This is a genomic window from Allokutzneria multivorans (assembly GCF_039537405.1).
In the GTDB taxonomy this organism is placed as follows: domain Bacteria; phylum Actinomycetota; class Actinomycetes; order Mycobacteriales; family Pseudonocardiaceae; genus Allokutzneria; species Allokutzneria multivorans.
The window spans coordinates 24,299-47,554 of the sequence record NZ_BAABAL010000004.1; the positions used below are offsets into that span (position 1 = coordinate 24,299).

The 23,256-nt window shown below is 68.8% G+C and carries 24 protein-coding genes, 1 pseudogene, 1 CRISPR repeat array and 1 riboswitch; of the genes and pseudogenes, 16 read left to right on the forward strand and 9 right to left on the reverse strand.

Features of this window, described 5'->3' with window-relative positions:
* Positions 1-24 precede the first annotated feature (24 nt).
* Positions 25-1,173 (forward strand): cytochrome P450, encoded by a 1,149-nt coding sequence (locus ABD798_RS02035; protein WP_344870723.1) that lies wholly within the window; start codon positions 25-27, stop codon positions 1,171-1,173.
* On the opposite strand, the gene ABD798_RS02040 is transcribed toward ABD798_RS02035, so the two are convergent.
* Positions 1,163-2,185 carry a helix-turn-helix domain-containing protein gene (locus ABD798_RS02040; RefSeq protein ID WP_344870724.1) on the reverse strand — a complete coding sequence of 341 codons (1,023 nt, stop codon included), beginning with the start codon at positions 2,183-2,185 and terminating at the stop codon, positions 1,163-1,165. The two genes, ABD798_RS02035 and ABD798_RS02040, sit on opposite strands and share 11 nt — an antisense overlap.
* Before the next feature lie 96 nt (positions 2,186-2,281).
* On the opposite strand from ABD798_RS02040, the gene ABD798_RS02045 reads away from it, so the two are divergent.
* From ABD798_RS02045 to ABD798_RS02075, 7 genes are all read left to right on the forward strand, one after another.
* The gene (locus ABD798_RS02045) at positions 2,282-3,163 is read left to right on the forward strand and encodes an alpha/beta hydrolase (protein WP_344871081.1); all 882 of its coding nucleotides are present in this window, start codon (positions 2,282-2,284) and stop codon (positions 3,161-3,163) included.
* Between the two features lie 3 nt (positions 3,164-3,166).
* The gene (locus tag ABD798_RS02050; protein WP_344870725.1) at positions 3,167-4,309 is read left to right on the forward strand and encodes a serine hydrolase domain-containing protein; all 1,143 of its coding nucleotides are present in this window, start codon (positions 3,167-3,169) and stop codon (positions 4,307-4,309) included.
* A 55-nt stretch (positions 4,310-4,364) separates the two neighbouring features.
* Positions 4,365-4,552, forward strand: a riboswitch (cobalamin riboswitch).
* 25 nt (positions 4,553-4,577) lie between these two features.
* Positions 4,578-6,077, forward strand: coding sequence for a CoA-acylating methylmalonate-semialdehyde dehydrogenase (locus ABD798_RS02055; protein ID WP_344870726.1), 1,500 nt, complete (start codon positions 4,578-4,580; stop codon positions 6,075-6,077).
* A gap of 6 nt (positions 6,078-6,083) precedes the next feature.
* Entirely contained in the window at positions 6,084-7,217 is a 1,134-nt protein-coding gene (locus ABD798_RS02060) for an acyl-CoA dehydrogenase family protein (protein ID WP_344870727.1), read from the forward strand.
* On the forward strand, positions 7,214-8,254 hold the full coding sequence (locus ABD798_RS02065; protein WP_425549151.1) for an enoyl-CoA hydratase/isomerase family protein: 1,041 nt from the start codon (positions 7,214-7,216) through the stop codon (positions 8,252-8,254). The genes ABD798_RS02060 and ABD798_RS02065 overlap by 4 nt, the downstream gene beginning before the upstream one ends.
* Positions 8,254-9,132, forward strand: coding sequence for a 3-hydroxyisobutyrate dehydrogenase (gene mmsB / locus ABD798_RS02070; protein WP_344870729.1), 879 nt, complete (start codon positions 8,254-8,256; stop codon positions 9,130-9,132). Before ABD798_RS02065 ends, mmsB begins: the two co-directional genes overlap by 1 nt.
* A complete protein-coding gene (locus tag ABD798_RS02075; RefSeq protein ID WP_344870730.1) occupies positions 9,129-9,899 on the forward strand; it encodes an enoyl-CoA hydratase in 771 nt (256 codons plus the stop codon). The genes mmsB and ABD798_RS02075 overlap by 4 nt, the downstream gene beginning before the upstream one ends.
* On the opposite strand, the gene ABD798_RS02080 is transcribed toward ABD798_RS02075, so the two are convergent.
* Positions 9,886-10,518 carry a VOC family protein gene (locus ABD798_RS02080; RefSeq protein ID WP_344870731.1) on the reverse strand — a complete coding sequence of 211 codons (633 nt, stop codon included), beginning with the start codon at positions 10,516-10,518 and terminating at the stop codon, positions 9,886-9,888. The genes ABD798_RS02075 and ABD798_RS02080 overlap by 14 nt on opposite strands.
* A 269-nt stretch (positions 10,519-10,787) precedes the next feature.
* Here ABD798_RS02080 and ABD798_RS02085 point away from each other — a divergent pair, with 269 nt between their 5' ends.
* On the forward strand, positions 10,788-11,909 hold the full coding sequence (locus tag ABD798_RS02085; protein ID WP_344870732.1) for an HNH endonuclease signature motif containing protein: 1,122 nt from the start codon (positions 10,788-10,790) through the stop codon (positions 11,907-11,909).
* A 208-nt stretch (positions 11,910-12,117) separates the two neighbouring features.
* Positions 12,118-12,509: direct repeats of the CRISPR family, unit length 25 nt; unit sequence CTCCCCGCGCAGGCGGGGATGGTCC.
* 138 nt (positions 12,510-12,647) lie between these two features.
* Here ABD798_RS02085 and ABD798_RS02090 read toward each other — a convergent pair.
* Positions 12,648-13,853, reverse strand: a complete 1,206-nt coding sequence (locus ABD798_RS02090) for an MFS transporter (RefSeq protein WP_344870733.1) — start codon at positions 13,851-13,853, stop codon at positions 12,648-12,650.
* A 69-nt stretch (positions 13,854-13,922) separates the two neighbouring features.
* On the opposite strand from ABD798_RS02090, the gene ABD798_RS02095 reads away from it, so the two are divergent.
* The 3 genes and pseudogenes from ABD798_RS02095 to ABD798_RS02105 all read left to right on the forward strand — a co-directional run.
* Positions 13,923-14,924, forward strand: coding sequence for an ArsR/SmtB family transcription factor (locus ABD798_RS02095; RefSeq protein ID WP_344870734.1), 1,002 nt, complete (start codon positions 13,923-13,925; stop codon positions 14,922-14,924).
* A 4-nt stretch (positions 14,925-14,928) separates the two neighbouring features.
* On the forward strand, positions 14,929-15,642 hold the full coding sequence (locus ABD798_RS02100; protein ID WP_344870735.1) for a class I SAM-dependent methyltransferase: 714 nt from the start codon (positions 14,929-14,931) through the stop codon (positions 15,640-15,642).
* 83 nt (positions 15,643-15,725) lie between these two features.
* A pseudogene (locus ABD798_RS02105) lies at positions 15,726-15,857 on the forward strand (short-chain fatty acyl-CoA regulator family protein); the annotation flags it as partial.
* A 62-nt stretch (positions 15,858-15,919) separates the two neighbouring features.
* On the opposite strand, the gene ABD798_RS02110 reads toward ABD798_RS02105, so the two are convergent.
* Positions 15,920-16,204: a hypothetical protein gene (locus tag ABD798_RS02110; RefSeq protein ID WP_344870736.1), complete on the reverse strand. Its 285-nt coding sequence runs from the start codon at positions 16,202-16,204 to the stop codon at positions 15,920-15,922.
* A gap of 3 nt (positions 16,205-16,207) precedes the next feature.
* Here ABD798_RS02110 and ABD798_RS02115 point away from each other — a divergent pair, with 3 nt between their 5' ends.
* Positions 16,208-16,564 (forward strand): hypothetical protein, encoded by a 357-nt coding sequence (locus ABD798_RS02115; RefSeq protein ID WP_344870737.1) that lies wholly within the window; start codon positions 16,208-16,210, stop codon positions 16,562-16,564.
* Positions 16,555-16,848, forward strand: coding sequence for a hypothetical protein (locus ABD798_RS02120; RefSeq protein WP_344870738.1), 294 nt, complete (start codon positions 16,555-16,557; stop codon positions 16,846-16,848). Before ABD798_RS02115 ends, ABD798_RS02120 begins: the two co-directional genes overlap by 10 nt.
* Before the next feature lie 172 nt (positions 16,849-17,020).
* Here the strand turns inward: ABD798_RS02120 and ABD798_RS02125 are convergent, their stop codons facing one another.
* Entirely contained in the window at positions 17,021-17,218 is a 198-nt protein-coding gene (locus ABD798_RS02125) for a hypothetical protein (protein ID WP_344870739.1), read from the reverse strand.
* Positions 17,219-17,245: 27 nt separating this feature from the next.
* Positions 17,246-17,428: a hypothetical protein gene (locus ABD798_RS02130; protein ID WP_344870740.1), complete on the reverse strand. Its 183-nt coding sequence runs from the start codon at positions 17,426-17,428 to the stop codon at positions 17,246-17,248.
* A 12-nt stretch (positions 17,429-17,440) separates the two neighbouring features.
* Here ABD798_RS02130 and ABD798_RS02135 point away from each other — a divergent pair, with 12 nt between their 5' ends.
* Both ABD798_RS02135 and ABD798_RS02140 read left to right on the forward strand, forming a co-directional pair.
* Positions 17,441-17,917, forward strand: a complete 477-nt coding sequence (locus ABD798_RS02135; protein WP_344870741.1) for a hypothetical protein — start codon at positions 17,441-17,443, stop codon at positions 17,915-17,917.
* Between the two features lie 31 nt (positions 17,918-17,948).
* Entirely contained in the window at positions 17,949-18,914 is a 966-nt protein-coding gene (locus ABD798_RS02140; protein ID WP_344870742.1) for a hypothetical protein, read from the forward strand.
* Positions 18,915-18,972: 58 nt separating this feature from the next.
* Here ABD798_RS02140 and fusA read toward each other — a convergent pair whose 3' ends face one another.
* The 3 genes from fusA to ABD798_RS02155 form a co-directional block, all read right to left on the reverse strand.
* A complete protein-coding gene (gene fusA / locus ABD798_RS02145; RefSeq protein WP_344870743.1) occupies positions 18,973-20,997 on the reverse strand; it encodes an elongation factor G in 2,025 nt (674 codons plus the stop codon).
* 200 nt (positions 20,998-21,197) lie between these two features.
* Positions 21,198-22,115 (reverse strand): ABC transporter permease, encoded by a 918-nt coding sequence (locus ABD798_RS02150; protein WP_344870744.1) that lies wholly within the window; start codon positions 22,113-22,115, stop codon positions 21,198-21,200.
* Positions 22,112-23,086 (reverse strand): substrate-binding domain-containing protein, encoded by a 975-nt coding sequence (locus ABD798_RS02155; protein ID WP_344870745.1) that lies wholly within the window; start codon positions 23,084-23,086, stop codon positions 22,112-22,114. The genes ABD798_RS02150 and ABD798_RS02155 overlap by 4 nt, the downstream gene beginning before the upstream one ends.
* Positions 23,087-23,256: the final 170 nt, after the last annotated feature.

Below are 23,256 nucleotides of genomic sequence, written 5' to 3' on the forward strand. Positions count from 1 at the left end.
CACGACAACTCTGGGGGAGTACACGTGACCGAGTTCAGGGAAGTACAGGCCACCAGCGACCGCGAGCTGCTCGGCCCGCTGCCGCAGTTCATCGACCTCGAAGCCGGCTACGGCGTGCGCGAGGTGAAGAGCCCGACCGGGGACCTGCTGTGGCTGGTCAGCGACTACGAGCTGGCCAAGCAGGTCCTGCGCGACACCAGGTTCAGCCGCGCCGAGGCCGTCAAGCCCGACGCGCCCAAGGTCGCGCACGCCGCCCCGTCACCGGAATCCATGACCAGCATGGACGGCCCCGAGCACGCGAGGCTGCGGCGCATGGTCGCCGCGTCCTTCAGCCAGCACGGCATCGTCTCCATGGAACCGTTCGTGCTCGGCCTGACCGAACGGCTGCTCGACGCCATGGAGCGGCGCGGAGGCGTGGTGGACGTCGCGACCGAGTTCGCGACACCGCTCGCGCTGGGCGTGCTCAGCGAACTGCTCGGCGTCCCCGAGGCCGACCGCGAGCAGTTCACCGCGTGGGTGGACGTGCTCTTCGACCTCACCGTGGCCGACTCCGCCGACACCAGGAGCAAGCGCCTGCGGCTCGTCGCGTACATGACGCGGCTGATCAAGGCCAAGCGCCGCGAGCCGGGCGAGGGCCTGCTCAGCGAGCTGATTCAGGCCCGGGACAACGGCGAGGCGCTGACCGAGCGCGAGCTGGTGCACCTCGGGCTGACCCTGCTGATGGCGGGCTACGAGAGCACCTCAGGCCAGATCGCGATGACCGTGGCCGAACTGCTGCGCGAGCCCGACCGCTTCCAGGCGCTGGCCGCGAACCCCGACCTGGCGCCGGTGCTGGCCGAGGAGTACCTGCGCGTCAACCCGGCCGCCTCGATCAGCTTCCCCCGAGTGGCCACAGAGGACGTTCAGCTCGGGGACGTGTTGGTGCGCAAGGGAGAAGGCCTGATCGTCTCGCTGCTGGAGGCCAACCGCAACCCGGATGCCGTTCAGCACCTCGCCTTCGGCTACGGCGTGCACCTCTGCCTCGGCAGGCACCTGGCGCGCATGCAGCTGGCGTCCGCGCTGCGCGGGCTGGCGCGCCGGTTCCCCACGCTGCGGCTGGCGCCCGGCCAGGCGATCACGTGGAAGTCGGTCGAGGGCGCGCGCGGTCTGGCGAGCCTGGCGGTCACCTGGTGAACAAGCGCCACGTGGTGAGGGCGAGCCGGGCCCGCAGCAGGCCGGTGGGCGCGGTGAGGTCCACGCCGACCGCCTTGCCGATCTGGTCGAGCCGCCGGGCGACGCTGCTGTGGTGCAGGTGCAGCAGCTCGGCGGCTCGGCGCAGGGAACCGTTGGCGCAGTAGACCTCCAGCGTCTCCACGTCCTCCGGCGACAGCTGCGCGACGGCGGCGACGTCGGAGTTCTCGCGCACGAGCTCCGGCGGCAGTTCGGCCAGCAACGCCAACGCCCCGAGGTCGGAGTACGACACGACGGGTTCGCGCGTGCTCGTGAAGCGCAGCGCGGTGCGAGCCTGCCGCCATGACCGGCTCGGGCAGCCCGCCGCGCCGATCCCCGCGCGCACATCCTCCGGGAACCGTTGTGCGTCAACGGTTGTGGCCAGCAGAACGCCCACGTCGGCCAGCGGAGCCGCCTTCACCAAGTGCGCGGGGCAGATCAAGCCACCGATCCGGTCGAGCGGGAGTGACGTGCGCACGGCGATCACGCGCAGCGGCAGGTCGGCGCTGAAACCCAAGAGCCGCAAGGCTCGTGCGCGCGCGGCCTCCTCGCTGCCGGAGCTGATCACCAGCTCGATCAGCGCGGGATCGGCCATCGTGGTGCGGGCCGGGCCGTAGCGCTCAAGGACCGCGGCGACGGCGATGGCCAGCCGCTCCAGCACCAGATCGTCCAGCGGGCCGGGCTCGCCGGAGCGCTCCAGCCACACCACGCCGACCTCCTCCTCATCGAGGATGATCGCCGTGGTGGTGGAGGCGGAGCCCTCGGGAGCCGCGCGGCCGTCGGAACCCATGCAGATCACCCGCCCGGAGCCGTGCAACCGCACCCCGGCGACGCACTCCGCCAGGTTCGCCGAAGCCCTCGCGAGCGCGGGCAGGTCGACGCGACGGCGCATCAGCGTGTCGTAGAACATCACCACGCGCATCGCGCCCCCGGCCTCCGCGTCCAACTGCGACAACCGCTGCGCCAGTGCCTCCATGCGCTGGAGGGTATGCGACGAACGGCGCGCCGCGCAGGTGCTGCGCGCGACACCCGTCGGCTGCACTCCGCGCTCGGCGCCGCCAGGATTGTCGGCATGGACCCCGAGTTGGAAGCATTCCTCCCGCTGTTCCCCAAGGCGGACCTCGAAGACCCGCCCGCCGCGCGCAAGGGCCTCGCCGCGCTGGCCGCCTCGGTGCCGCCACCGGACACCACCGGCATGCACATCGAGGACGTCATGGTGCCCGGAAACCCCGACGTTCCGGTGCGGATCTACCGCCCGCAGAACGCACACGGCGCCGTCATCTGGCTGCACGGCGGCGGATTCGTCATGGGCGACCTCGACACGGAGCACACCTGGGCTACCCGTGTCGCGCAGAACTCCGACGCCGTCGTGATCTCTGTGGGCTACCGCCTCGCCCCCGAGAACCCGTTCCCCGCAGCGCTCGACGACGCCTACGCGGTGCTGACCTGGGCTGCGGAGAATCTTGATCCCGACCGCATCGCCGTTGGCGGGCACAGCGCGGGCGGAGGGCTCGCCGCCGCCGTGGCCCTGCGCGCACGAGACGAACGCGGGCCGCGCATCCGTTTCCAGCTGCTCAACCAACCCGGGCTCGACGACCGTCAGGAAACCTGGTCGGCGCGCGAGTTCACTGACACGCCGTGGATGAACCGCGCCAAGGTCACCGCGTCCTGGCGGCACTACCTCGGCGGAGCGCCCGCGACGCAGTACTCCTCACCCGCGCGGGCCACCGACCTCTCCGGCCTGCCGCCCGCCTACATCGCCACCGCCGAGTTCTGCCCGAACCGCGACGAGGACATCGACTACGCGGTGCGCCTGATGCGAGCGGGCGTCTCGGTCGAGCTGCACCAGTGGCCCGGGACCTTCCACGGCTCGCAGGCGATCCTGTCCGCCGAGGTCTCCCAACGCCAGAACGCCGAACTCGGCGCCGCCCTGCGCCGCGCCCTGGAGGGATGACCCATGTCGAAGATCAAGCTGATCGCATGCGGAACCGTTGCCGCACTGGGCCTCGGCGCAGGATCCGCCGCCGCGCTGCCCAGTGACTTACAGTCCACTTTGGACGCTGTGCACAGCGCGGGCATGCCGGGCGTGTTCGCCGAGGTGCGCGACGGGAAGGCCGTGTGGCGCGGAGCGTCCGGAGTCGCCGACCTCGCCACCGGCCGCCCCGTCGCCGCCGACATGCGCCACCGCGTCGGCAGCATCACCAAGACCTTCACCGCCGTGGCCGTCCTGCTCCAGGTCGAGAAGGGCCGCGTGCGGCTCGACGCGCCGATCGCGGACTACCTGCCGCGCCTGGTGCCCGGCGAACGCGGTCGCAAGATCACCGTGCGGATGCTGATCAACCACACCAGCGGCCTCGCCGAATACCTGCCCGTGGCGTTCCCGTCGCTGGCCGAGATGTCGCCGAAGAGCTTGGACGACAACAGGTTCCGGCGCTTCCGCGCGACCGAGCTGATCGCGATGGGCGTCAACGCCCCGCCCGCCGGGGAGCCGGGGAGCACGCCGGGCACGTACTCCAACACCAACTACCTGCTGCTCGGGCAGCTCCTGGAGAAGGTGACCGGTAGGCCCGCAGAAGAGGTGATCACCCGCACGGTGATCGAGCGCGCCGGGCTGCGGAACACCGAATTCCCTGACAGCCCAAGGGTTCAGGGGCCGCACTCCCGCATGTACGAGTCGCTGTTCGGCACGATCGACCCGCCACGCGACTACAGCGTCTACGACATGTCGTGGGTGAGCACCGGCGCCGCGCTGGTCACGACCATGGCCGACCTCAACCGCTTCTACGCGCGGCTGCTCAGCGGCAAGATCGTCAGCGCGGCGTCGCTGGAGCAGATGCAGCGCACGGTCCCGGTGATCAGCCTGGAGGGCAAGCCGATCGACTACGGCCTTGGCCTGCACAAGGTCACCACGAGCTGCGGCACCTTCTGGGGTCACGACGGCTCGGTGTGGGGGGCGCAGGCCCTGTCGCTGACCCGCGCCGACGGCGGGCGGCAGCTGTCCTACGCGCTGAACCTCGCGCACTGGACCAAGCTCGACCGTCTTGACGCGGCGCTGGAGAGCTTCACCCGGAAGGCACTGTGCGCTGAACGAACCCGGTGACGGGGCGCTGAGGGAAGCGGCCGAACGGGTGTGAGCTACGGCTCGGTCGACATAGTTGGACGTCCTACTATATGGTCCCCAACAGACCCGCGGTGCAGGGAAGCTGGTGCGAATCCAGCGTGGTCCCGCCACTGTGACCGGGGAGCGCGTCGTCGAAGGGCAAGGCCACTGGCGAGAGCCGGGAAGGCTGGCGGCGCGTGACGATCCGGAAGCCAGGATACCGGCCACGGGTGTCGTTCGTGTTGTCCACGAGGATGGAGCCACACGCATGCTTCCTGTGCGCGCGCATTTTGTCGACGGCAAGGAATTCCCGGGCACGTCGAGTCGGCTCGCCGACGTCTACGACCCCAACACCGGTTCGGTCCAGGCCCGCGTTCGCTTGGCGGACAAGGAAGACGTCGACGCTGTCATCGCCTCGGCGGTGACAGCGCAGGCGGAGTGGGCGAGGTGGAACCCGCAGCGCAGGGCCAGGGTCCTGCTGCGCTTCCTGGACCTGGTCAACCGCGAGATCGACTCGCTGGCCCGGCTGCTCTCCGCCGAGCACGGCAAGACCGTCGCCGACGCCAAGGGCGACATCCAACGCGGCCTCGAGGTCGTGGAGTTCGCGGCCGGAATCCCGCACCTGCTCAAGGGTGAGTTCACCGACGGCGCCGGGACCGGCATCGACGTGCACTCGCTGCGCCAGCCGCTCGGCGTGGTCGCGGGGATCACCCCGTTCAACTTCCCCGCGATGATCCCGCTGTGGAAGGCGGCCCCGGCCATCGCGTGCGGGAACGCCTTCGTGCTCAAGCCCTCCGAGCGCGACCCCTCGGTCCCGCTGCGCCTGGCCGAGCTGTTCGCCGAGGCCGGGCTGCCGCCGGGGGTGTTCAACGTGGTCAACGGGGACAAGGTCGCCGTCGACGCGCTGCTGCACGACGAGCGGATCCAGGCCGTCGGTTTCGTCGGCTCCTCCGAGATCGCGCAGTACATCTACTCCACGGCCGCGGCCAACGGGAAGCGCGCGCAGTGCTTCGGCGGCGCCAAGAACCACATGATCATCATGCCGGACGCCGACCTGGACCAGGCGGTGGACGCGCTGCTCGGCGCCGGGTACGGCTCGGCGGGGGAGCGTTGCATGGCGATCTCCGTCGCTGTCCCTGTCGGCGAGGCCACCGCGAACGCGTTGGTGGACAAGCTGATCGAGCGCATCCCCACGCTGAAGATCGGTGTTTCGCACGACGAGAACGCCGACTACGGCCCGCTGGTCACCGCCGCCGCGCTGGAGCGCGTCCGCGACTACATCCGGATCGGCGTCGACGAAGGCGCTTCGCTGGTGGTCGACGGCCGCGACTTCGTGTTGCCGGGCAACGAGAACGGCTTCTTCATCGGCCCGTCGCTGTTCGACGACGTGCGCCCCGGCTCGCGCATCCACCGCGAGGAGATCTTCGGACCGGTGCTCGCGATCGTGCGCGCGGCGGACTACGAGGAAGCCCTGCGCCTGCCCAGCGAGCACCAGTACGGCAACGGCGTGGCGATCTTCACCAGGGACGGCGACACCGCGCGGGACTTCACCAGCCGCGTCAACACCGGCATGGTCGGCGTGAACGTGCCGATCCCGGTTCCCGTCGCCTACCACACCTTCGGCGGGTGGAAGCGCTCCGGCTTCGGTGACCTCAACCAGCACGGTCCCGACTCGATCCGCTTCTACACCAAGACGAAGACGGTCACCTCGCGCTGGCCCTCCGGCACCCGGCAGGGCGCCAGCTTCGTCATCCCGACGATGAGCTGAGGCGGCGTGTTCGCGCTGACCGACGAGCAGCGGGAGATCGCCGACACCGCACGGCGCTTCGCCGCTGAGCACTTCGCGCCCCACGCGGTGCGCTGGGACCAGGAGAAGCACTTCCCGGTCGACGTCCTGCGCAAAGCCGCCGAGGTGGGCATGGGTGGCGTGTACGTGAGCGAGGACTTCGGGGGCTCCGGACTGTCCAGGCTCGACGCCGCATTGATCTTCGAAGGCCTCGCGACGGGATGCCCGTCACTTGCCGGATACCTGTCCATCCACAACATGGTCGCCTGGATGGTGGACCGCTTCGGCGACACCGCGCAGCGCGCCCGGTTCCTGCCGGGGCTGTGCGCCATGGACGACCTCGGCAGCTACTGCCTCACCGAGCCCGGAGCCGGTTCCGACGCGGGTTCCTTGCGCACCAAGGCGGTCCGCGACGGCGACCACTACGTGCTCAACGGCGTCAAGCAGTTCATCTCCGGCGCCGGAACGTCCACTGTGTACATCGTGATGGCCAGGACCGCCGACACCGGGCCTCGTGGGATCACCGCCTTCATCGTGCCGATCGAGTCGTTGTCCTTCGGCCCCAACGAGATCAAGATGGGGTGGAACGCCCAGCCCACGCGCCAGGTCATCCTGGAGGACGTGCGCGTGCCCACCGCCAACCGCCTCGGCGCGGAGGGGGACGGCTTCCGGATCGCGATGAACGGCCTCAACGGCGGGCGCCTCAACATCGGCGCTTGTTCGCTGGGCGGGGCGCAGAGCGCGTTGCACCGCAGCCTGGACTACCTCCGCGACCGCGAGGCGTTCGGCGCGCCGCTGCTGCGCGCCCAGGCTTTGCAGTTCCAGCTCGCCGACATGGGCACTGAACTGGAGGCCGCGCGGATGTTGTTGTGGCGCGCCGCTTCCGCGCTGGACGCGAAGGACCCGCGAGCGGTGGAGCTGTGCGCGATGGCCAAGCGCTTCGCCACCGACACCGGGTTCTCCGTCGCCGACCGCGCACTGCAACTGCACGGCGGCTACGGCTACCTCGCCGAGTACGGCATCGAGAAGATCGTGCGCGACCTGCGCGTGCACCAGATCCTCGAAGGAACCAACGAGATCATGCGCGTGATCGTCTCGCGCGGAATGACGGGGGCGGCATGATGACCACGGATGTGTTGCTGCGCAAGGAGAGCGGCCTTGGCCGGATCATCCTCAACCGACCGCGTGCGATCAACGCGCTGACCCACACCATGGTGCAGCTCATCGACGCCGCGCTGGTGGAGTGGGCCGACGACGCCGACGTGCGCGCCGTGCTGATCACCGGAGCGGGGGAGCGCGGCCTGTGCGCGGGCGGCGACATCGTCTCCATCTACGAGGACGCGCGCTCCGGCGGCAGTGCTTCGCTGGACTTCTGGCGCGACGAGTACGTGCTCAACGCCCGCATTGCCCGCTATCCCAAGCCTTACGTCGCGGTGATGGACGGCATCGTGATGGGCGGCGGGGTCGGCGTCTCCGCGCACGGCAGCGTCAGGATCGTCACTGAGCGCTCCGTCGTGGGGATGCCGGAGGTGGGCATCGGGTTCGTGCCCGACGTCGGCGGCACCTACTTGCTCTCGCGTGCGCCGGGCGAGCTGGGCACGCACATCGCCCTCACCACAGCACGTTTCGGCGCGGGTGACGCTGTCCACTGTGGATTCGCCGACCACTTCGTGCCCAGTGCTTCGCTGGATGACTTCGTGAGCGCGCTGAGCGTGGACGGGCTGGAAGCGGCGTTGTCGCTCGCTTCGGCGGCTCCCGCGTCTGCGCTGGTCGAGCAGCGATCGTGGATCGATTCCTGCTACGCGGCGGACTCCGTGCAGGAGATCGTCGACCGCCTTCAGGATCATGACTCCACGGAGGCGAAATCCGCTGCTGAGCAGATCCTCGGCAAGTCTCCGACGGCGTTGACCGTGACGCTGCGGGCACTGCGCCAGGCTCGGCGGCTGCCGTCCCTCGAGGAGGCGCTCGACCAGGAGTTCCGGGTGGCCAACGCCATCCTGCGCTCGCACGACCTCGCCGAGGGAATCCGCGCTCAGGTGATCGACAAGGACCGCGATCCCCGGTGGAAGCCCGCCACGCTCGCTGACGTGTCCACTGTGGACGAGTACTTCGCCGACCTCGGCGCGCGGGAACTCGGCCTGGCTCAGGGGGAGATCTGATGACGACGATCGGCTTCATCGGCCTCGGCAACATGGGCGCGCCGATGGCGGCGAACCTCGTGGCGGCGGGGCACCAGGTCACCGGCTTCGACCTGGTCGCCGCGCCCGACGGTCTGCGCCTCGCGGCGTCCGGGGAGGAGGCGGTCAGCGACGCGGACATCGTGATCACGATGCTGCCCAGTGGAAAGCACGTGCTGTCCTGCTACGCGGACCTGCTGCCCGCCGCGCGCCCGGGAACGCTGTTCGTCGACTGCTCCACCATCGACGTCGCCGACGCGCGAGCTGCGGCGGACGAGGCGGTGAAGGCCGGGCACCACGCCCTCGACGCCCCGGTCTCCGGTGGTGTGATGGGTGCTTCGGCGGGCACGCTGACCTTCATGGTCGGCGGTCCCTCCGAGGTGTTCGACCGCGCCGAGCACGTGCTGTCGGTCATGGGCCGCAAGGTGGTCCACTGTGGACAGTCAGGCAACGGTCAGGCCGCGAAGATCTGCAACAACATGATCCTCGGCGTGTCGATGATCGCGGTCAGCGAGGCGTTCGTGCTCGGCGAACAGCTCGGCCTCACCCACCAGGCGCTCTACGACGTCGCGTCCACGGCGTCCGGGCAGTGCTGGGCGCTCACCACGAACTGCCCCGTCCCCGGGCCCGTGCCGACCAGCCCGGCGAACAACGACTACCGCCCCGGCTTCGACGCCGCGCTCATGGTCAAGGACCTCGGCCTCGCCGCCAGTGCCGTGACCGCGAACGGCGTTGACGCCGCGCTCGGGCTGCGCGCCGCCGAGCTGTACCGGGCCTTCGCCGAGAACGGCGGTGCCGGGCAGGACTTCTCCGCGATCGTCTCCGCCATTCGCCAGCGCTCCCAAGGAGAAAACCGATGACCGAGACCATCATCGTCGACCGCAAGGACCGCGTCGGCCTGATCACGTTGAACCGCCCCAAGGCGCTCAACGCCCTCACCCTCCAGGTGATGCACGAGGTCGTCGCGGCCGCCCAGGAGTTCGACCGCGACCCCGGCATCGGCGCCATCCTGATCACCGGCTCCGCCAAGGCTTTCGCGGCGGGCGCCGATATCAAGGAGATGCAGCCGCAGTCCTATTTGGACGTTTACCTCAGCGACTGGTTCGCCGGGTGGGACGCCCTCGCCCGCGTCCGCAAGCCCACCATCGCCGCCGTCGCGGGCTACGCGCTCGGCGGAGGCTGTGAGCTGGCGATGCTGTGCGACATCCTGCTGGCCGCCGACACCGCGAAGTTCGGCCAGCCCGAGATCAAGCTCGGCGTGATCCCCGGCATCGGCGGCTCGCAGCGGCTGACCCGTGCGGTCGGCAAGGCCAAGGCCATGGAGCTGTGCCTGACCGGCCGCATGATGGACGCCGAGGAGGCGGAGCGGGCCGGGCTCGTGTCCCGCGTCGTGCCCGCCGATCGCCTCCTCGACGATGCCCTGGAGACCGCCGCCACCATCGCGTCGATGTCCTTGCCCACGGCCATGATGGCGAAGGAGGCCGTCAACCGCGCCTTCGAGAGCTCACTGGCTGAAGGCATCCTCTTCGAGCGACGGCTGTTCCACGCGACGTTCGCGACCGCCGACCAGAAGGAAGGAATGGCCGCCTTCGTCGAGAAGCGCGCGCCCCACTTCACTCATCGCTGAGCGGGAGGTTGCGGAGTTGGTCACGCCACTCCGCAACCTCGTCGTCCAGCTCCATCGACACTTCGATCAACATCTCCAGCGCCTGCGCTTTTTCTTGTGTCGACGCGCTGTCGCCATGCCGTTTCAGCCCCGACTTCAGCGCGCGCTGAGCGGCCCTGTCGTCGTTCTTGAACTCACGCAGAATCCGTGCGTTGTCGAGCGCTTTCGCGAGTCCCGCGAGCTTCTTCGAGCCCCCGTACTCAAGCTCCATCGGCTCGTCCCGCTGAATGAAGACGATCGAATTGCCCGACGGGTCGACGATCGTGAACCGTGATGCCCCGGGCCGGTACCGAGTGATCCTCGGCAGTCCCTTCGCGAGGACCTTCCCGTACACCTCGCGCATCGCCGCCACGAACGTCGCGTGATAGGCCGCGACATCGTCCACCATCACCAGGCAGCCACCCGTTTTCTCCGCCGCCGGATCGACGCTGTCGGAAGCGCGGCCGTAGTGGATGTCGAAGCCGCTCCAGCGGAAAGCGAAGTACAGGTACGGCTTCCTCTGCTCGTAGATCGTCTTGAAGCCGAGCGCACGCCAGAAGGCGAGCGTTTCGTCCGGGTGGACGCAGGACAGCAGGGGCACGGTCGTCTCGTTGGGCTGGACACCGTCAGGCACAGGTAGGGCTCCTCTCGGTTGCCGCCGCAGTGTGCCAAGTTTCTTGAGTTTCCGCCTATGCAAATTTGCATGTAGGTGTTGCGGCCGGTGCCGGTTGGTTCGGCTTGGGACGGGTCCAGCGCGGTTGGGTTAGCTTGCCTGGCTTTCTGTTCTTGGTGAGTCGCTTTTCTTTGTGGCGCTTGGGAATTCACCCTCTAGAGCCATGATCGTCTATTTTGCGGGAGTAGAATTGTGTTATGCCCCCTGATGATCCCGATGAACTCCTGCACGCCGCCTACACCGCGATCGGTAAGGCAGTAGCCGACTTCTCCACTGTCCTGTTGGGTTACGTTTCTGATCTTGATGCGTGTGATCGTGAGTATGCCGAGAACATGCTCATGCCCCTGCTCCGCGTAACCCGCGCCAAAGCCAACCGCCTGCTGGACCGCGCTACCGACCTCACCGCACGCCCTCTTGTGTTGAAGGCCTTGGTGGAAGGCCGTGTCGATGAGGGCAAGGCGTTGATGATCCTGGACCTGCTACGGAATCTCTCGGTCGTGCATGCCGCTATCGCTGAGGAGGCGTTGTTGGCGCACGCGTCGGTGAACAACTACACCGCGACCCGTCGGTATGCGATCCGCTACATCCACCGTCTCGATCCGACGGCTGCTGAGCGTCGTCATGAGGAGAAGCGGAAGGCCCGGTTGGTGGAGAAGGTCCCCCTCGATGACGGTATGGCGTTGTTGCGGTTGTTGATGACCGCCCACGACGCCGCCCTGGCTTTCGACCACGTCGATCGCATCGCCCGCTCCCTGCCCAAGGACGATCGGACCTTGGACCAGAAGCGCTCCGATGTCGCCAAGGACCTGCTGCTCGGCAGGGACACCCCCACCCCAGCGGGCAAGACCACCGTCTACCTCACCATGCCCATCACCTCAGCCCTCGGCTTGACCAAGGACCCCGGCATGCTCGGTGGCTACGGCCCTCTTCCTCCCCGCATCGCCCGCGAGATCGCCGCCGACGGCGTCTGGAAGCGGATCTTGACCGACCCCGTGACCGGCATGGCCGAGGAGATCAGCGACGCCTACCGGCCCTCCGCCAAACAGCGAGAACTCATCAACGCCCGCTACCCCACCTGCACCGCGATCGGCTGCAACCAACCCGCGCGCCGCTGCGATCTCGATCATTGCCGCCCGTTCGACGGCACCAACACCACGATCAAGAACCTCCGCCCGAAGTGCAGGCACCATCACCGGATGAAGACCCACTCCAACTGGAAGTGCCGCAACCTGCCCGACGGCACCCACGAATGGACCACCCCACGCGGCAAGACTTATGCCAGCGAGCCCGTCCCCATCGCCGAACCCGCCCCCTTCTAGACATCCGAGCCCGCGCCGCGACCGAGAACGTCGCCCACTCCCGCGCCCCAGAAGCTTCGGCTTGTCTTGCCCGCACGTCCTCACCGCGACAGCTGGCCATTCCGTGCGCCCGTGCATCAACTGGACCAGTCGCGAGACTTAGACTGCTCCACCGAAATCCATGTAAAACGCCCGCACCCGCCCGCAAACCACCAGGTCAAGAAGGGTCCTCCCCGCGCAGGCGGGGATGGTCCCAAGGTGATCAAGCGCTGCTACCAGTCGCTGGCGTCCTCCCCGCGCAGGCGGGGATGGTCCGGACCGCGCGCCGGTGCTGTGGGACGAGCTGTGGTGCTCCCCGCGCAGGCGGGGATGGTCCCTCCAGCGCTGCGGCTAGCCCGGGCAGGATGAAGTGCTCCCCGCGCAGGCGGGGATGGTCCCAGCCCGGAGAACGCGCCGGTGACGTACGGGTGGTGCTCCCCGCGCAGGCGGGGATGGTCCGTACCCCGAGGTCATCGGCCTGGCCGGAGCCATGGTGCTCCCCGCACAGGCGGGGATGGTCCCCACAACAAGCACGCCGCGCCCATGCCCGCGCTGTCCTCCCCGTGCGAACGGGGGTGGTCCGCCCTGGAACTGGATCCATAACCTCTGGGGCGGTCCTCCCCGTGTGAGCGGGGGTTTGTTGTCGTTAGCGACCGCTGGGACGGGGGTTTGGGGGTCTTGAAGACTGGCGAACCCGACGGCCGGGACCCAACCACGCGGTCAGGGCGCTGTCACGGATCGTGCGGTGGCGAAGCCGGTCGTGGAGATGGTGTGCCACACCAGGGCTACGCCGACCGCCTGGATGGCCGCGGCGACGACCCACACGACGTCCAGGCCCAGGGAACCGGCGACGAAGCCACCGGCGAGCGCGCCGAGCGGGGCCATGCCCCACGTGAGGGCGCGGTGGCTGGTGAGGACGCGGCCGAGCAGAGCAGGGGGCGTGAACCGCTGTCGGCTGGACTGCGAACCGACGTTCCACACGAACGACGCCGCCATGTGCACGCCGAGCACCACGGCCACGAAAGACCAGTGCGCGGGCACGATGCCGACGAGGAGCTTGCAGGCGATCTCAAGGGTGACCGCGACGCGCATGGCCGCCGGAGGACCGAGTCGCGCGATGACCCGGCTCGCCATCGCCGCGCCGCCCGCGAAGCCCACAGCGGTGCAGGCCAACAACAGTCCGTAGCCCCTGGCGTCGAGCCGCAGCACGTGTTCGACGTAAAGGGCCAGCGTGGCGAAGCCCATGAACCACGCGAAGGACGCGAACGACACCGCGACGGTGATGGAGCGGAGCAGCTTGATCGCGACGAGGTGCCGCAGGCCTTCCCGGATCTCCCGCAGCGGGCGGCCAGGCGGCCTGGTGGTGGGGGCACCGCGCAAGCGGAACGACAGCAGCACCGCGATCACCGTTGCCGCCGCGGCGATCCACCCGACCGCAGCCTGGCTCCAGACGACGAGGAAGCCAGCGAGCGGGGGGACGAGGAAGCGCACGACGCCGAAGTCGATCAGGAGCAGTCGCGAGTTGGCCGCGTCGAGCGCGTCGTTGGGCACGATCGACGGGACCATCGCCGCCCTCGTGCTCTCGGTGATCACCTGGCCGGCCACCAGCACGAAGGCGATCGCGATCAGGACGGGCAGCGACAGAAGCCCGGTGTGCACGGCAAGTGCCATGGCGATGCACGCGAGCGCCTGCACGGTCAGGGCGGCGGCGAGCAGTGAGGCTCGGCGAACCCGGTCGATGATCACGCCGACGAGCAACGGGAACAGCACCCAGGGCAGCTGGCTGGCCGTGGTCGCGAGCGACACAGCCTGCGGATCACTGGTGATGCGCGCCGCGAGGAGCGGGACGACGGCCAACAGCATGCCCTCACCGCAGGACGCGGCCAGCGCGACGCCTTGCAGGTCACGCCAAGTTGTGTTGCACACGGACACATGGTTGCGTCGGTGCCCGCCCGACCGATCACTTGAGCCAGGGCTAAAACGTCTGGAGGACCGATGCGGCGATCCGTGGAACTCACGGGTGGCGTGGCCGAACGAATGCGGTTCTCGGTGTCGCAGCTGTGGGAGACCGTGGCGGGCCTGCGCCTGCTGACGCGGGACCGGACCGCTGTCCACGACAGGTGGATCGGCTGGGCAGGCGAACGGCTGGCGCGACTGGAGCGGGAACCGCGCTACCGCCTGCTGCACTGGCTCATCACCGCAGCGCCGACGGTGCCGGAGTTCCTCGTTGTGACACCGGGCCTGCGCACAGTGCCAGTGGAAACCGAGCTCGCCGCCGTCAGCGAAACGCCCGCCGAGCGCGTGCGCGACTCCATCACGTGGACCTTCGGCGACCGGGATCTTCCGCGCGCCGCGCGGCGGGTCGTCGAGCACCCGGAGGAGTCGGCCGCAGAGCTGGCGGAAGTGCTCGCGGAGTGCCACAGGTTGATCATCGAGCCGATCTGGCCGCGCCTGGCCGGGGTCCTCGAAGGCGACGTGGAGTGGCGCGGCAAGCACCTCGTCGAGTTCGGGTTGCCGCACGTGGCGCCCGGTTTGCACGACTCGATCAGCTGGCGTTCGGGCTCGCTGGTGATCGGCGATCCCGAGCAGGCGGAGACGCTGTCCGCGCACGATCGCGACGTCGTGCTCATCCCGTCGGCCTTCCTGTGGCCCGACGTCTACCTGCGGCACACCCCGCACCGGATCGCTTTGTGTTACCCGGCAAGGGGATTCGGCGCGTTCTGGCACCGAACCGAAGCGGTCTCCGACGGAGCGCTCGACGCCGTCGTCGGACGGACGCGCGCCCGGCTGCTGCGCACGCTCGACCGGCCGAGGACGGTGTCCGAGCTGGCCAGCCTGCTCGCCGTCACCAACGGAGCCGTGTCGCAGCACCTCTCCGCGTTGCGGGCAGCAGGTCTTGTGGTGAGCAGGCGCAGCGGCAAAGAGGTCACCTCGCTGCGCACGGCACTGGGACACGCACTCGTGGATGGACAGTTGCCGGGATTCTGGTACGAGTAGGGGTATGCACAGCTACGACGGGCTCGCCGAGGCGTACGCGGCGGAGAACGAGACCAGCCTCATGAACGCCCACTACGAGCGCCCCGCCATGCTCGACCTCGCGGGAGACGTGGCCGGGCGGCGCGTCCTCGACGCGGGCTGTGGCGCGGGGCCGCTGTTCGCCGCACTCCGCGAGCGCGGAGCGAACGTGAGCGGCTTCGACGTGAGCGCGGGGATGCTGGAGCAAGCCCGGCGCAGGCTCGGCGACGACGCGGACCTCAAGGTCGCTGACCTCGCCGACCCGTTACCCTACGCCGACGATTCCTTCGACGACGTCGTGGCGTCGTTGGTGCTGCACTACCTGGAGGACTGGGCGCCGGTGCTGGCGGAGGTGCGGCGTGTGCTGAAGCCAGGAGGACGACTCATCGTCTCCGTCGACAACCCGTTCGCGATCATCCTGCTCCAGCACCGAGCCGGGGAGAAGCCGAACTACTTCACGACAGAGCGGCGCGACGAGGAGTGGGCGATCGGTGGCCACACCGCGAAGCTGACCTTCTGGAACCGGCCGCTGCACGCGATGACCGACTCGTTCACGGCAGCTGGGTTCCGGATCGCCAAGATCCACGAAGCCAGGCCGGTGGCCGCCGCGCGGGAGCTGTTCCCGGAGGACTTCGACAGTCTCGACGCCTTCCCTGGCTTCCTCTTCTTCGTGCTCGAAAGCGCTGCTGAGAGCCCATGACCAGAACAGGTGAGCTGACACGGCGAGCGCGGCGCGGTCCTCGTCACCGTCCACAATGGCCTGACAGATCGCTCGCCGCAGGCAAGGTGTGCGAGCGCCCGGCCTGCCCGCAGCGCGCGTTCCCCGCGATCGGCAAACCATTGCGTGTGGACGAGAACAGCAGTACGGCGCTGCCCTGTCCGCCCGCGGATCGGCACTTGCCTGAACGTCCATAAACGTCCGTGGCGCCAAGCCGTTGAGTTTCGATCACGGCGATCCCGGCCGCACCGCGCCGACCCTAACCTCTGATCTCCGCCACCGCACAGGAGGTCCAGCAGGTGAAGATCCGCGCCAAGGACGGGGACGTCTTCCACATCAACGAACACCACGTCATCCGCCTGTACCGCGCGGTCAACCGGGACAGGATCGGCACCTCGACCGGCACCCACGTCGTCCTGCTGGCCGAGTTCAGCGACTGGAACGGCCTCGCGGAGAAGGCGATCGTGTCGAAGGCCGTCTTCAGCCACAACAGGATCGAGTGGAAGAAGAAGGGCACCGAGCTGTTCCCCTCCGAGGCGGCCACGTCGTGCGGCTCACCGGCCCGGAGATCCAGGCGCTGGCCTCCTACCTCAACGACGTCGACATCGCGATCCCCGTGCGCCAGCGCACCGCGGACTTCTCCAGCGCGCTCACCGTGATCGAGGAGATGAAGGCCAGGCCGAAGTCCGCGAGGCTGAACCTCCAGTGGCCCGCCAGGCTGGCGTCAGGGGTGAAGCACAAGGCCGGATCGACGGGTGATGACCACTCCGAACACTTCGTCTGGGGGCCGGGCGGAGACCTGGAGTACCCGCACCGAGATCGAAGAACAAGCGGCACTTCGACTTCTCCAACGACATCACGGTTGATCGTGCCGGGACGTTGCCGGAGGACGACGTGGTCCTGACCGTGCTGGAGAAGGTGCTCAAGGCCGTCGTCTACGGCGAGGACATCGCCGCTCCGGCTCCGGTCAAGGAGAAGAAGCAGCAGCAGAGCTCCGAGTCCGATGACCAGGCCGGACAGGTCGAGGACGTCGTGGTGATCGACCCCCTCTACGTCGCCTACGCCGAGAAGAACGAGGTCGACGCGGCCTGGGTGGCGGAGGTGGCGACGGAGTTCGGCATCTCGCCCCAGGAGATCGCCGGGTGGGCGCTGGAGGGACTCGTAGAGCTGCGGAACATCGACGTGTGAGAGCCGGGGGTGTCCGGGCGCCACTGTCCATTGAAGACGGTCGGCGCCCGGGCTCGTCCTCAGCGCCCGAACGTCCACCAACCTCGACAACAGCGCAGGAGGTCCAGCAGGTGAAGATCCGCGCCAAGGACGGAACAACCTTCCACATCAACGAACACCACGTCATCTACCTCTACCGCGCCGTCAACCGGGACAGGATCGGCACCTCGACCGACACCCACGTCGTCCTGATGACGGACTTCCGCGACTGGACCGGCCTCGCCGAGAAGGCGAAGGAGTCGGGGGCGGAGTTCAGCCACGCCAAGATCGTGTGGAAGCGGAAGAAGGAAGAACTGTTCCCCGCCAAGGCCGCGAACATGGTGAAGCTCACCGGGCCGGAGATCCAGGCGCTGGCTTCCTACCTCAACGACGGCGTCGAGGTCTCGATCGCCAAACGCCAGCGCACGGCGGACTTCTCCAGCGCGCTCGCGGTGATCGAGGACCTCAAGCGGGTCGCCGTCAGCACGGTGCTGGACTTCCCGTGGCCGGCCAGGTTCGCCTTGGGCGTGAAGCACGAGGACGGATCGACCGGCCGAAGCACACCGAGCACTTCGTGTGGGGTGAGGGAGGAACCCTGGAGTACCCGCACATCCACTGCTTCGTCAAACCCGACGGCACGCTCTACGAGGCGCTCGCCACGCTCAAGCCGCTGGCGGGCGAGGAGGACAAGCGGCACTTCAAGTTCCTCAACAACCTCACCGTCCCGCGCGAGGGCACGCTGCGCGAGGACGACGCCGTGCTGACCGTGTTGGAGAAGGTGCTCAACGCTGTCGTCTACGGCGAGGACATCTCTGCCCCGCCCCCGGCCAAACCGACCAGGCGGCGCGGCAAACAGCAGGACACCGCCGAGGACGACCAGGTCGTCCAGCCGGTCCAGCCCGCCGTGGTGGTCCACGCCCGCTACGTCGCCTACGCCAAGAAGCACTCGGTCGAACTGCCGTGGGTGACCGATATCGCGACGAAGAACAACATTCCGCCCGAGGACATCGACGAGTGGTCCATCGCGGATCTGAAGTCCCTGCCTGCCTAGAACGTCGACAACAGCACAGGAGGTCCAGCAGGTGAAGATCCGTGCCAGTGACGGAACCGTCTTCCACATCAACGAACACCACGTCATCTACCTCTACCGCGCGGTCAACCGGGACAGGATCGGCACCTCGACCGGCACCCACGTCGTCCTGCTGAGCAAGTTCGCCGACTGGAACGGCCTCGCCGAGACGGCGAACGATTCGGGGGCGGAGTTCAGCCACGCCAAGATCACGTGGAAGAAGAAGGGGAGCGAGCTGTTCCCGGCGAAGGCGCAGAGCATGGCGAAGCTCACCGGGCCGGAGATCCAGGCGCTGGCTTCCTACCTCAATGACGACGTCGAAATCGCGATCCCCGTGCGCCAGCGCAGCGCGGACTTTTCCAGCGCGCTCGCGGTGATCGAGGATCTCAAGCGGGTCGCCGTCAGCACGGTGCTGGACTTCCCGTGGCCGGCCAGGTTCGCCTTGGGCGTGAAGTACAAGAGTGGATCGAGGGGGGACCACCACACCGAGCACTTCGTGTGGGGTGAGGGCGGAGACCAGGATTACCCGCACATCCACTGCTTCGTCAAACCCGACGGCACGCTCTACGAGGCGCTTGCCACGCTCAAACCGGTGAACGGCAAGGACAAGCGGCACTTCAAGTTCCTCAACAACCTCACCGTCCCGCGCGAGGGCACGCTGCGCGAGGACGATGCCGTGCTGACGGTGCTGGAGAAGGTGCTCAAGGCCGTGGTCTACGGCGAGGACATCGCCGCCCCGGCTCCGGCCAAACCGCCCAGGCGTCGCGGCAAACAGCAGCAGAACGCCTCCGAGGAAGAGGAGGTCGTGGCCGTCGAGGTGGTCGCGCCGATCGACGGGCACTTCGTCAAGTACGCCCTGACGCACGGGAAGGATCCCGCCTGGGTGGCGAGGCTGGCAACGGGGGCCGGGATCGAACCCGAGACCATCCACACCTGGGAGATCTGGAACTTCGAGGCACTGGAGGACAACGAGGTGTGACGCTGGGGGTACCCGTGTGCGGGTGGCCCCGCTCGTTGATGAGCGGGGCCACCTGAACTCACTTCGGCGCGAGCGCGAAGCCGGCGGGCTTGGCGGTGAAACTGCCGCGCCCGTGCGTCCGGCTGCGCAGGCGGTCGGAGTACCCGAACAGCTCGGCCAACGGCACCGTCGCGGTGATCGTCACCGTGCCGGAGCGCGATGCCGACGCCGACACCTGGCCGCGCCGCATCGCCAGGTCGCCGAGCACCGTGCCCATGGCGTCCTCGGGAACGGTGACCGCGACCTCGGACACCGGCTCCAGCAACGCCATCTTGCTGGCGCGCAAGGCTTCCCGGAGCCCGAGCCGGCCAGCGGTCCGGAACGCCAGCTCCGAGGAGTCCTTCACGTGCGTCGCGCCATCGGTGAGCGTGACGCGCACGCCGGTGACGGGATGGCCGCCGAGCGGCCCGTCCGCCAGCGCGTCCCGGCACCCGGCCTCGACCGCGCGCACGAACTCGCGAGGCACCGCGCCGCCGACGACGGCCGACTGGAACACGAACTCCTCCTCTTCCGCGGGCTCGACATCGAGGACGATGCGAGCGAACTGGCCGGAACCGCCGTCCTGCTTCACGTGCTTGTACTCCAGCCCTGCCACCCCGGACAGCACCGTTTCCCGGTAGGCCACACGGGGGCGACCGACGGAGATCTCCACGCCGTAGGCGCGACGGATCTTCTCCACCGCGACCTCCAGGTGCAGCTCGCCCAAGCCGGACAACAGTGTCTGCCCGGTCTCGGAGTCGGTCCGCACGACCAACGACGGGTCTTCGTCGGTCGTGCGCAGCAACGCCGTCGCGAGCCGGTCGGTGTCAGCGGCCGACCGCGTCTCGATCGCAACGGAGACAACGGGATCAGCCACCACCGGCGGCTCGAAGAGCACCGGCGCCGAGCGCGCGCAGAGGCTCGCCCCAGCACGCGCGTTCTTCGGGCCCACCACCGCGACGATGTCGCCCGCCACGGCCCGCTCGACCTCCGTGTGCCGGTCGGCCTGGACCCGGAGGATGCGCGAGATCCGCTCGGACTTCCGCGTACCGGCGTCGAACACCTCCGCTCCCTTGTGGACAGTCCCGGAGTACACGCGAAGGAACGTCAACCGCCCCGTCGGCGCCACGACCACCTTGAAAGCCAAGGCGGACAACGGCGCGTCCAGGTCGGCTGGTCGCTCCTGCTCCTCGTCGGCCCACACACCGTGCACCGGCGGAACGTCCACAGGGGACGGCAGGTACGCGATGACGGCGGCCAGCAAGGGCTCAATTCCACGGTTGCGGTAGGCCGAGCCGCACAGCACGACCAGGCCCTCACCGCTGTGGGTCAGCTCGCGCAGCGCCGAAGCCAACGTCGAAGCGGACATCTCCTGCTGTGCGCAGAACTCCTCCAATGCGGCCGAATGTCGTTCTGCCACAGCCTCTTCGAGTACGCGACGCCGACGCCGGGCCTCGTCGAGCAGTGCGTCCGGAACCGGGCCCTCCTCGAAACCGCCGTCGTCGGACCAGAGCAACGCGCGCATCTGGACCAGGTCGACGACACCGGCGAACTCGTTCTCCTGGCCGATCGGCAGCTGGACCACCATCGGCGCTGGGTGCAGGCGCTCGCGGATCGACTCCACGGCAGCGTCCAGATCAGCTCCCACGCGGTCCATCTTGTTGACGAAGGCGAACCTCGGCACACCGTGACGATCAGCTTGGCGCCACACGGATTCGCTCTGCGGCTCCACGCCCGCCACGGCGTCGAAGACCGCGATCGCGCCGTCCAGCACGCGCAGCGACCGCTCCACCTCGTCGGAGAAGTCGACGTGCCCGGGGGTGTCGATCAGGTTGATCTGGTGACCGTCCCACGTGCAGCTCACCGCCGCGGCGAAGATCGTGATGCCGCGATCGCGCTCCTGCGAGTCGAAGTCGGTGACCGTCGTCCCGTCGTGCACCTCGCCGCGCTTGTGCGTGGTGCCCGTCGCGTAGAGAACGCGCTCGGTGAGCGTGGTCTTGCCGGCGTCGACGTGCGCGAGGATGCCGAGGTTGCGGATGGTGGTCAGGGGTTGGTTCGTACGCACGGCACTGGGCCTTTCACGGTGAATCGTCAGACCAGGTCAGCGCGATTCACGGGACGAACTGCGACAAGAGTGCGTTCGTCACCGAGTCCAGTGCGGGCCGCGCGGCCAGCACCGGATCACCGAAGACACCAGGATCACCTGGGAACGCGACCGGAGGACGACAGCTTCGCGAGCGAACACGAGCGTCTCCTCTCCAACAGTCACGGTGAATTCCGGGACACTGTAGCCGATCCCGCGCGACTGGCAAGGCCAATTCCGGCGGAGAGCGCCAGCAGCACACCCCACGCCAGCGGAGCCCAGTCGCTGCCCCAGCCCGCCTGGTGCACGCCCGCCGAGATCACCGCACACAGCACCGACCCCAGGCACGCGCCGAGCACCGAGCGCTGCCCGCCGACCACCACGGCCGTGACGCACGCGAACAGAAAACCTTGGCCGCGCGTGACGTCCGCGCCCGCGAACCTGATCGTCTGCATCACGCCGACCAGGGCTGCGGCCAACGACGTCGTGGCGAACAGGACGAGCCGCACGCGCACTGTCGGCACTCCGAGCAGACGCGCCGCCTCGCGATTGCCGCCGAGCGCCTGAACCCAGTTGCCGAACCTGGTGCAGGACAACACAAACGCCGCCGCTCCCGCGAACACCGGCCACCACACCGTCGGAGCGTCGATGACCACGGCCGCGTCCGTGGATCGCATCGTCACACCGCTCGTCCCCGTGATCGCGCGGGACAACCCCAGCGTTGCCCCCGCGACCAACAACATCGACACCAAGGTCACCAAGAACGACGGCAGTCCACTAAGGACAGTCAGCACTCCGTTCAGCAGTCCTGCCGCCACGCCCACCGCGAGCGCCAGCAGCGCAGCCAACCACAACGGCGCGGTGAAGTAGCCGTGCGCGATCGCCGTGGTCATCGACGCCGCGCCGAGCACCGCGCCCGCCGACAGGTCGAACTCGCCCGCGATCACCAGCAACGCCAAGGGAACCGCGACGACGCCGATCTCCGAAGCCTGAACAATCCACTGTGGACTCAAAACGAAGCCTGGCCCGCACAACGCGGTGAACAGCACCAGCAGCGCGACGACTCCCGCGCCCGTCGCAAGCTCCGGTCGCCTCGTCACCGCGCCCCGCGAATGCCGCCGTCACGGTTGTGCGCCAACACAGAAGCCGCATTCGCACGGTCCACGACCAGTGGCCCGGTGCGCACCGGCGTGGTCGGCCGCAACCCGTGGGAGATCTGCTGCACCGCGACCTGAACCCCGTAGTAGCCCTGCAAGTACGGCTGCTGATCCACCGCGAACAGCAGCTTGCCGTCGCGAACAGACTCAAGGACTCCCGTGGAGAGGTCCGTCGTCGCGACCCGCACCTTGTCCGCGCGCTTCACCGAGTCGACCGCGCGCATCGCCAGCTCAGCGAAGCCCGAGCCGAGCGTGAAAACGCCGTCCACCAACGGATCTGCGGAGAGCGCGCCACTGATCGCCTGCTGAGTGGCAGTCGGGTTCGTGGCCTCCGCGCTGGCGAGGGTGATCTCCGTGACGTGGCTCAGCGCCGTGCGCAGACCCGCGCAGCGCTGCGCCATGACCGGGCTCCCCGGCACGTGGTTCACGCACACCGCCCGGCGCACACCGGCTTCGGCCATGCGCTGCCCGGCCAGCTCGCCCACGCGCTGCTCGTCCTGCCCGACGTAGGCCGTGGCTCCCACCTTCTGCCACGACGGCTCACCGCTGTTGACCAGCACGACCGTGACGCCCGCGTCGACGGCCCTGCGGATCTCCGGGTCCTGCTGGTCCGGGTAGTAGTCGCCCAGCGCGATCGCCGAGACCTTGTTCGCGACCGCGCTCCGCGTCAGCCGCACCAGCTCCGCGCCCAGCTCTCCGCTCGCCGCCGGGGCGAGGTAGTCCACGCGCACCCGCAGGTCCGCCGCCGCGCGCTCCGCCCCCGACTTCACCGCTCCGAAGAACGGGTCCGACAGCGGCCCGGCGATCACCGCGACCGTGATGCCTGCACTCGGGTCGGGCGGCGCCTGGTGGCGGGGCGTGCAGGCCGACGCGGCGAGAGCGGTGATCAACAAGAGGGTGACGGGCGTGCGCACCGGGAGGACGTTAGCGCGCTGATCTTGTTCCGACGCGCAGTGGTCCGCCCCGGTTCCGCAGCGGGAGTTCGGTGGTGCTCGAAGACCAGCCGACCCGCGAGGCGCGGATGTGCCCATGTGGCTGCCCTTGGGAACAGGGTGATGGGCGCGGCGCGGAGTTAGCGTGGCGC

Bases quoted from the DNA above. Each gene is read 5' to 3' on its own strand.
- ABD798_RS02040 (WP_344870724.1), bottom strand. From the start codon at position 2,185: ATGGAGGCACTGGCGCAGCGGTTGTCGCAGTTGGACGCGGAGGCCGGG.
- ABD798_RS02045 (WP_344871081.1), top strand. From the start codon at position 2,282: ATGGACCCCGAGTTGGAAGCATTCCTCCCGCTGTTCCCCAAGGCGGAC.
- ABD798_RS02050 (WP_344870725.1), top strand. From the start codon at position 3,167: ATGTCGAAGATCAAGCTGATCGCATGCGGAACCGTTGCCGCACTGGGC.
- ABD798_RS02055 (WP_344870726.1), top strand. From the start codon at position 4,578: ATGCTTCCTGTGCGCGCGCATTTTGTCGACGGCAAGGAATTCCCGGGC.
- ABD798_RS02065 (WP_425549151.1), top strand. From the start codon at position 7,214: ATGATGACCACGGATGTGTTGCTGCGCAAGGAGAGCGGCCTTGGCCGG.
- mmsB (WP_344870729.1), top strand. From the start codon at position 8,254: ATGACGACGATCGGCTTCATCGGCCTCGGCAACATGGGCGCGCCGATG.
- ABD798_RS02075 (WP_344870730.1), top strand. From the start codon at position 9,129: ATGACCGAGACCATCATCGTCGACCGCAAGGACCGCGTCGGCCTGATC.
- ABD798_RS02085 (WP_344870732.1), top strand. From the start codon at position 10,788: ATGCCCCCTGATGATCCCGATGAACTCCTGCACGCCGCCTACACCGCG.
- ABD798_RS02095 (WP_344870734.1), top strand. From the start codon at position 13,923: ATGCGGCGATCCGTGGAACTCACGGGTGGCGTGGCCGAACGAATGCGG.
- ABD798_RS02100 (WP_344870735.1), top strand. From the start codon at position 14,929: ATGCACAGCTACGACGGGCTCGCCGAGGCGTACGCGGCGGAGAACGAG.